Source organism: Mycobacterium mantenii (assembly GCF_001667865.1).
GTDB classification, from domain to species: domain Bacteria; phylum Actinomycetota; class Actinomycetes; order Mycobacteriales; family Mycobacteriaceae; genus Mycobacterium; species Mycobacterium mantenii_A.
Map to the genome: position 1 here is coordinate 1 of NZ_LZJP01000112.1, position 1,092 is coordinate 1,092.

Here is a 1,092-nt window from a genome sequence, read left to right on the forward strand (position 1 = left end):
TGTACTGACCTGAGAGGTTAGGTACGCGCGTGGCGGGTGGTTGGCCGCCGAGTGCGGTGTGGCCGCGGTGGTGATTGTAGGTGTGTAACCACTTGGGAAAGGCCTCGCAGCGTTCGGTGTCGCTGGTGTAGAGCTGGGCGTAGGCCCATTCGTCGGCCAGGGTGCGGTGGAATCGTTCGACTTTGCCGTTGGTCTGGGGTCGGTAGGGCCGGGTGCGGCGATGCTCAATGTCGCCGAGTGCGTCGCCGAATGCGTGGGATCGGTAGCAAGATCCGTTGTCGGTCAACACTTTTCGAACAGTGATCCCGCATTCGGTGAACCATGTGTTGGCCCGGATCCAAAACGCTGCCGCGGTGTCCTTGCGTTCATCGGTCAACAACTCGCTGTAGGCCAGCCGTGAGTGCGCGTCGATGGCGGTGTGCAGGAAGTGATATCCGCGCACCGGCCGGTAGTACTTGTCGAGGACGCCGCTGCTGCGATCGGCCTGTGCGTTGTGCTTGCCCGCCGATCGGCCCAGCATTCGCCAGCCGCCGCCGGCGGGGATCTTGCCCAGTTTCTTGACGTCGACGTGGACCAGATCGCCACAGTGCGCTGATTCCATCCGGCGCACGACTTTCCCGGTCGCACGGTCCAGCCAGCGCAGTTTGGCCAGGCCGTAGCGGGTCAGCACCCGGTGCACCGTGGAGGGATGAACGCCGAGCAGATACCCGATCCGTGCGGGTCCCCAGCGCCGCAGGATCCGGACGTTGATGATCCGTCGCTCGGTACGTGTCGGAATGCGCCGGGGACTGCGATGCGGCCGCGAACTGCGGTCGGCCATGCCCGCAGCCCCCAGAGCGCGGTATCGGGTGGCCCACCGCCACGCCGTCGTTGCTGAAACCTGGAACCGTTCGGCAGCTCGCCGCAACGGCCAACCATCATCGACAACACATTGGGCCAGGCGCAGACGTCCGGTTTCGGACAAGGGAGCATTACGGTGGGACACGAAGACCTCCGGGGTGAGTTAGTGCGTTCCTAGACAGCTCGCACTTCACTCGGAGGTCTTCGTCATGTCACCACGCCACGCCGTCACCAACGTCCGTGGTCAGTACA

Annotated in this window: 1 protein-coding gene; it reads right to left on the reverse strand. The window is 64.3% G+C overall.

Annotated features, from left to right (window positions below; all coding sequences use genetic code 11):
- The coding region (locus A5688_RS22025; protein WP_067835025.1) for an IS481 family transposase at positions 1–985 on the reverse strand (985 nt) is incomplete at its 3' end.
- Positions 986–1,092: the final 107 nt, after the last annotated feature.